This window comes from uncultured Selenomonas sp. (assembly GCF_963528755.1).
Lineage (GTDB): Bacteria > Bacillota > Negativicutes > Selenomonadales > Selenomonadaceae > Selenomonas.
In genome coordinates, this window is sequence record NZ_CAURXA010000018.1 from 1 (window position 1) to 7,090 (window position 7,090).

Annotated in this window: 5 protein-coding genes; 3 read left to right on the forward strand and 2 right to left on the reverse strand. The window is 61.3% G+C overall.

Annotated features, from left to right (window positions below):
• Positions 1 to 169 precede the first annotated feature (169 nt).
• The 3 genes from RWS31_RS10955 to RWS31_RS10965 are packed head-to-tail and all read left to right on the forward strand — an operon-like array spanning position 170 to position 3,973.
• The gene (locus RWS31_RS10955; RefSeq protein WP_009646919.1) at positions 170 to 817 is read left to right on the forward strand and encodes a VWA domain-containing protein; all 648 of its coding nucleotides are present in this window, start codon (positions 170 to 172) and stop codon (positions 815 to 817) included.
• Between the two features lie 47 nt (positions 818 to 864).
• Positions 865 to 2,505 (forward strand): protein phosphatase 2C domain-containing protein, encoded by a 1,641-nt coding sequence (locus RWS31_RS10960; RefSeq protein WP_314598313.1) that lies wholly within the window; start codon positions 865 to 867, stop codon positions 2,503 to 2,505.
• Positions 2,498 to 3,973: a serine/threonine-protein kinase gene (locus RWS31_RS10965; protein WP_314598310.1), complete on the forward strand. Its 1,476-nt coding sequence runs from the start codon at positions 2,498 to 2,500 to the stop codon at positions 3,971 to 3,973. The genes RWS31_RS10960 and RWS31_RS10965 overlap by 8 nt, the downstream gene beginning before the upstream one ends.
• Positions 3,974 to 4,057: 84 nt before the next feature.
• Here RWS31_RS10965 and nrdG read toward each other — a convergent pair whose 3' ends face one another.
• Positions 4,058 to 4,561 (reverse strand): anaerobic ribonucleoside-triphosphate reductase activating protein, encoded by a 504-nt coding sequence (nrdG, locus tag RWS31_RS10970; protein ID WP_314598309.1) that lies wholly within the window; start codon positions 4,559 to 4,561, stop codon positions 4,058 to 4,060.
• The gene (locus RWS31_RS10975) at positions 4,548 to 6,881 is read right to left on the reverse strand and encodes an anaerobic ribonucleoside triphosphate reductase (protein ID WP_314598307.1); all 2,334 of its coding nucleotides are present in this window, start codon (positions 6,879 to 6,881) and stop codon (positions 4,548 to 4,550) included. The genes nrdG and RWS31_RS10975 overlap by 14 nt, the downstream gene beginning before the upstream one ends.
• Positions 6,882 to 7,090 lie beyond the last annotated feature (209 nt).

Sequence of the window (7,090 nt, forward strand, 5' to 3'; positions counted from 1 at the left end):
CGCCTGCGGTTTGTCTCCTAGATAGGAACAGCGTATCTGTGCAAATCTGGGCAACTTCATTTTATCAGCGTTTCCTAAAGGTGTATGACAGCAGGCTTCGAGGCGTACTGCCTCGGACCATGGTTTCCGCCGCTTTTTGCGTGCGGAAGGATTCTGGGAGGTGCTTTTCATGGCGGATGTTGGACGCAGACTGCCGGTGTATTTGCTTTTGGATTGCTCGGGATCGATGATGGGTGAGCCGATCGAGGCCGTGCGCCAGGGGATCAAGGCGCTCCTGTCGGAGCTTCGCGGCGACCCGCAGGCGCTTGAGACGGCGTATCTTTCCGTCATCACGTTCGCGAGCCAGGTGCGGCAGACGACGAAGCTCACGGAGCTCATGCTCTTCAAGGAGCCGCGCCTTGAGGCCGAGGGCTGCACGCTCATGGGCGGCGCTCTGAAGCTCCTCGCCGAGTGCGTGCGCACGGAGGTGCGCAAGAATACCGAGACGCAGAAGGGCGACTGGCGGCCGCTCGTCTTCCTGTTGACGGACGGCAGTCCGACCGATCTGGAGGACTTTAGGCAGGCGGCGGCTGAAATCAAATCTCTGAAGCTCGGTAATATCATCGCGTGCGCGGCGGGCGCCGATGCCGATACGAGCTATCTCAAACAGCTTACGGACAACGTGCTGATGATGAACAGCCTGTCGGCAGGCGATATGGCAAAGTTCTTCGCGTGGGTTTCCGGCTCGATCAAGATGTCGTCAAAGAGCCTCGACGCGAAGCCCGGCGCGGCCATCGAACTGCCGCCGCCGCCGAAGGGATTCACGGTCGTCCCCTGATGGGCAGAGAAGAGCGGTCATGAAGAGGAAAGGGGTGATGTGTCTTGATGGGAAACGAAACATCGGCTGAAGTGGAACTGGGAAAGATTCACCTTGAAAAGTGTGCGGCTGCCGCGCCGCCCGAGCCAAGGGAGGAAGGGCCTGAGGCGAGCGCGACTCCGCCCGAACCGATGAAGGAGCCGACTACACCCGAACCGATGGAGAAGCCGACTACGCCTGAGCCAACAGGCGAGTCGCCTGCATCGAGCGATGCGCTGCCCGAACCAATGAATGAGCCTCCTGCATCGAGCGATGTGCTGCCCGAACCAATGGGCACGACGCTCGAACCAATTGCCGCACAGGCAGAATCGCCGAAGCAGCCGTCTGCATCGGGCGCTGCGCCATCCAAGCCAACGAGCGAGCCGCCCGCATCGAACGCTGCCGCTGCCCCTGCGGATGCAGTGGCCGAAGCGGACGATGCGGACGATGCTTCTCTCGCCCTGAGCGATGAGGCGGTTCTCGCACATACGGCATCGCTCTGGCAGTATCATCCCGTACCGCAGGATGAGCCGGATGCCGCGCCCGAGTACAAGATCGAGGAGAAGCGGATCGGCACGGCAGATTTCGTCGCGGCGCGTGTGCGCGGCAAGAAGCACAAGCACGAGGCGACGAACTGCGACGATTGGTTCGCTATAGCTGCCGTTGGCGACATCGCCGTTCTTGCCGTTTCCGACGGCGCAGGCTCGAAGCGCTTCTCGCGTGTCGGTGCGCGTGCGGCGAGCGAGGCCGCCGTCGGCTCGATCTACGAGCAGCTTCGTACCCTCGATGCGGCGAACGCCAAAAATCGCGCCGCCTTCGCGCTTCCCATGAGCGATGCGGCGTTCGGCGAGGCGTGTGCCGGGCTTGGCGCGGCGCTTCACGCAGGCGTGCTCGATGCTCGCCGCGCCGTCCTCGCGGCTTTCCATGAGCGATGCGGCCAAGAGGCGTACACGAAGCTTCTCGGGCGCGACCTCGTCCTCTCCGACTTCGCGGCGACGCTCCTCGTGACTGTCGCCGTGCCCGTCCCCGAGATCGGAGAAGTCCTCGTGCTCTCATGCCAAGTCGGCGACGGCATGACCTGTGCCATCGACACGCATGCGCCTTACGGCAAGGCAGTCAAGCTCCTCGGCAAGCCCGACAGCGGCGACTTCTCGGGCGAGACGGATTTTCTGACGAGCGAGGCCATGGCGGACATCGCCAGCCTGCAGAGGCGCACGCTCGTCACGCGAGGCGCTTACGACCTCATCCTCACGATGACGGACGGCGTGGCGGACGACTACTTCAACGAGCAGGAGATGCACCGCCTCTATCTCGACCTAGTGGCGAACGGTATCGTGCCTGGCGCGCAGGGAACGGCCACGTTCACGCGCGCCGAGGTTGAGTTTCTGCGCAGCCTGCCGCAGCCCACTACCTTCCCGTGGGTCAACGACAAGGAGCAGCATATCGCGCTGCAGTATGCGAGCCGTATGTGCCGCGAAATCCCCACGACGGAAGAATGCTTGTGGCAGAACGCGCATGTGCTCGCGCTCGCTGCCGAAGATACGAGCCTCAAGGGCGTTGCCTCGCACGCGGAGCGGCTGAAAATCTGGCTCGACAACTATGTGACGCGCGCCTCCTTCGACGACCGCACGCTCGCGCTGCTCGCCTGGAAGGAGCCTCCGCATGTCTAGGCCGAGGCTCGCGGAAGCCGTCCTCGCGGACGGCAGGAAGATTCCCTACGTCATCACGGAAAACCCGCCGCAGGGAGGCATGAAATACACATACTTCGCGCCCGACAAGTCCTACGTCGTGCAGTTCTTCCTCGATCCTGACGCAGTCGACGAGGCGCTCGTCGATCGGCTGACGGCGATCATCGGGCGCTACAACCCGACGCTTGCCGAAACGAAGGGCGGCGCACGCGGCAATACAGTGGAGGCGGCGACGTACTTCGCCGATCTCTTCTGCTGGCCGACGGCGATCGTCGTAGAGCCCGAGTTCGGCATCGTCTGCCCCGCCTATCCGAAGAACTTCTTCTTCGGACACGACGCTTCGCGCCAGCTCGACCTCGCGGGCAAGGACAAAAAGGGCAGCTGGTTCACGAACCGCGTGCGCAAGTATCTCGAAAAGGCGGAGCTTGGCAACTTCCAGATGATGCTGCGCCTCTCCATCGCGCTCACACGCGCCGTGCGCCGCATGCACCAGGCGGGACTCGCGCATTCCGACCTATCGTGCAACAACGTCCTCGTTGATCCCAAGAGTGGCAGCTGCGTCGTCATCGACATCGACTCGCTCGTCGTGCCTGGCCTGTACCCGCCCGAGGTTGCGGGCACAAAGGGCTATATCGCGCCCGAGGTGCTTGCCTCGATGGATCTTCCGTCGGGCGATGCGCGCCGCGTCATCCCAAGCCTTCTGACCGACCTCTTCGCGCTGCCCGTGCTTCTCTATCAATACCTGCTCAAGCGTCATCCGCTCGAAGGGCCGAAGAACTACGACCTGTCCGCGGAGGAAGCAGACTTTCTGATCTACGGAGAAAAGGCGCTCTTCGCCGAGCATCCGACCGATCATTCCAATCGCCCGGACGATCTGAAGGTCACGATCCATGACCTCGGGCCGTACCTCGAAAAGCTTTTCCTGCGCGCCTTCGTCGACGGCCTGCACGAACCAGAGGCGCGTCCCACGGCGTTCGAGTGGGAAAAGGCGCTCGTCAAGACGTGGGATCTCCTGCAGCCGTGCGCAAATCCGCACTGCCCCGAGAAATTCTTTATCCTGCACGACACCGCGGCACCGCGCTGCCCCTTCTGCGGCACTGCCGTGCCCGAGCGCCGCGTGCTGCACCTCAAGCGTCTGCGGCGCGTGCGCGGCAAGGCCGGCCAATGGCTGAAAGCGGGACTCTTGAACGTCTACGACGGTCTGCCGCTCTTTTCGTGGCACTTTGCAGAAAACGTCTTCCCCGATGAGAAGGCGCACGATCGCGAGGTCAAAGCCTACATCACGCGCCAAAACGGCGCATGGCATCTCGTGAACAGCGGCCTTTCCTCCCTGCGCACGCCCGAAGGGGAGCTTCTGCCCAAGGGAAAGGCGCTGCCCCTTCGGCCAGGTGAACCATTCGGTACCTGGGAGCGGCCCGACGGCGTTCTCTATATGGTCGAGAGGAAATAAATTTCGCGCACGGAGGAAAACCGTTTGGTATCAGGGAATAAAAAAGAGAGCCGAGCGGCTCTCTTTTTTATTCCCTGATACCATTTATGCGTCCTTCCAGAGGATAATTTCCCCTGTTTCACGCGTCTTCTTCATGTCGATCACGCGCTGGTTGCGGCTGCCGCGAAAGGCGAGCGTGAGGTCGCGCTCCGACTCTTCGTATGCGCCGTCCACGAGGACGTCGACCTCATCAAGCAGTGCGTCCACATCGCACGCCTTCTTCTGCTGCAGGTCTTCGAGCGTATAGCCCGTATACGCCCAGACGTCCATGCCGTGCGCGTGCACCTCATGTGCTAGGGAAGCGAGCGGCGCGGCCTGGCAGAACGGTTCGCCACCCGAGAGCGTCACGCCCGTCAGCAGGGGATTGCCGAGCACGTCCTTGAGGATCGTCTTCGTATCCATCTCCAAGCCGCTTGCGAAGTCGTGCGTCTTGGGATTCTGGCAGCCCGGGCAATGGTGCGGGCAGCCCTGCGTGAAGATCGTATAGCGGATTCCCGCCCCGTCAACGATGGAATCCGATACCGTTCCTGCGAGCTTAACCGATGCCATGCTTGACGCGGTCATGCTCTTCAGCACGCTTCGCGTTGTTCCAACGGTCGATCGTGCCGACGAGATACCCCGTGATGCGGCGGATGCGCTCGAAGGGGCGGCCGTTCTCCTTTCTGCCGCAGCGCGGGCAGATGTTGTCGATGATACCATTGTAGCCGCAGACGGGGTCGCGGTCGACGGGATGGTTGACCGAGCCGTAGCCGATGCCCGCATCGTGCATGTAGCGCACGATCGCCTCGAAGGCCTGGAGGTTCTTCGACGGATCGCCGTCCATCTCGATGTAGCTGATGTGTCCGGCATTCGTCAGCGCATGGTACGGCGCTTCGAGGCGGATCTTCTTCGCCGCCTCGATCGGGCAGTAGACGGGTACGTGGAAGCTATTCGTATAGTAGTCGCGATCCGTGACACCCTCGATTTCACCGAACTTCTTGCGGTCGAGGCGCACGAAGCGGCCCGACAATCCTTCAGCAGGCGTCGCGAGCAGCGTGAAGTTCAGCCCTGTGCGCTTTGCCTCCTCGTCCATGCGGCGGCGCATGTGCCCGACGATGGCAAGTCCTAGGGCCTGCGCCTCCTCCGACTCGCCATGATGCTTGCCGATGAGCGCTTTCAGGCATTCGGCGAGGCCGATGAAGCCCATCGAGAGCGTGCCGTGCTTCAAGACCTCGGCGATCTCATCGTCAGGCCCTATCTTCTCCGAGTCGATCCACACGCGCTGTCCCATGAGGAACGGATAATTCCTGCCCTTTTTCGCGCACTGAATCTTGAAGCGATGCAGAAGCTGGCGGATGACAAGCTCCGTGAGGCTGTCCAGCTCGCGGTAGAAGACATCCAAGTTGCCCTTGGCGAGAAGCGCGAGGCGCGGCAGGTTGATGCTCGTGAACGAGAGGTTGCCGCGGCCGCATGTGACCTCTCGCTCGGGATCGTGCACGTTGCCCATGACGCGCGTGCGGCAGCCCATGTAGGCGACCTCCGTGTTGTAGTCGCCGGGCTTGTAATACTGGAGGTTGAACGGCGCGTCGAGGAAGCTGAAATTCGGAAACAGGCGCTTCGCCGACGTCTCCATCGCGAGGCGGAAGAGGTCGTAGTTCGGATCGCCCTCGTTGTAGTTCACGCCCTCCTTGACCTTGAAGATCTGCACGGGGAAGATCGGCGTTTCACCGTTGCCGAGACCTTCCTGCGTCGCGAGCAGGAGGTTCTTCATGACCATGCGGCCTTCGGGCGACGTGTCCGTGCCGTAGTTGATCGAGCTGAAGGGCACCTGTGCGCCCGCGCGCGAGTTCATCGTGTTGAGGTTGTGTATCAGAGCCTCCATCGCCTGGAAGGTCGCGTTGTCCGTCGCATCGAGCGCCGCCCCGTAGGCGTAGTCATGCGCGCGCGCCGCGAGCTTTTCGGAGATTTCCTCGAAGCCGCACGCCTTCTGATGCGCGGGCAAAAAGTCGACGAGCGCCGCCTTGTAGACGTCCGCGCCGCCGATCGTGATGCCCAAGGGCAGCAGCGAGCGGCGAATCTCCTTAGCCAGGAGCTTCGCGTCGTCCTGCTTCATGCCGAGCGTGATGGCGAAGAAGTTCGCAATTTCCTTGAAGTAGAGCTTGCGGAAGGTCTTCCGTACGCCCGGCGCCATCGAATAGTCGAAGTTCGGGATCGCCTGACCACCGTGCATCTCGTTTTGGTTCGCTTGAATGGCGATGCAGCCGAGCGCCGCGTAGGAGCGGATGTCGTTCGGTTCGCGCAGGTAGCCGTGCCCCGTCGAGAAGCCGTCCTTGAAGAGCTTCAAAAGGTCGATCTGGCAACACGTCTCCGTCAGCATGTAGAAATCCTTGTCGTGGATATGGATGTCGCCGTCGATGTGCGCCGCCGCGATGTCCTTGGGCAGGATATGATGGTCAATGAAGTACTTCGATCCTTCCGAGCCGTACTTGAGCATCGTGCCCATCGCCGTATCGGCATCGATGTTCGCATTCTCGCGCTTGATGTCGGCATCCTTGGCACGCTTGAAGGTCAGCTCATTGTAGATGTCCATGAGGTCGCCCTCGGCGTCGCGGATCTTCGCATGCTCCGCGCGATAGAGGATGTACGCTTTCGCCGTCGAGGCGAAGTTGTTCTTGATGAGGACCTTTTCCACAGCATCCTGAATGAACTCGACGGCAGGCGTTTCCTCCCCTTCGATGCGGTGGATGACGCTCTTCGTGAGCTTTTCAAGCTGATGCTGCGAAAATGTCTCGTCGATGGACTCAAGATTCGCCTTGCGGATGGCGTCGGTGATCTTCTCGGCATCAAACGGCACGATCTGCCCCGTACGCTTCTGGATGTTCTTGATCATTAGCAGTTTCCCTTCCTCTATATATTGTGGTTGACGATGTATCACAGCGCAAGAAAAACAAAGCTGAGTCTTCGCCAAAGGAGTATATAAGAGCGGAAGCCTCCGCATTCTTTGCAGCAGCGGTCAACGTCAGCCAATCATACGGCGCGCGTTGCGCTTGCATTCTTGGGACGTTTTCGCATACGAACTGTTACCCAATCAGCTGCGCG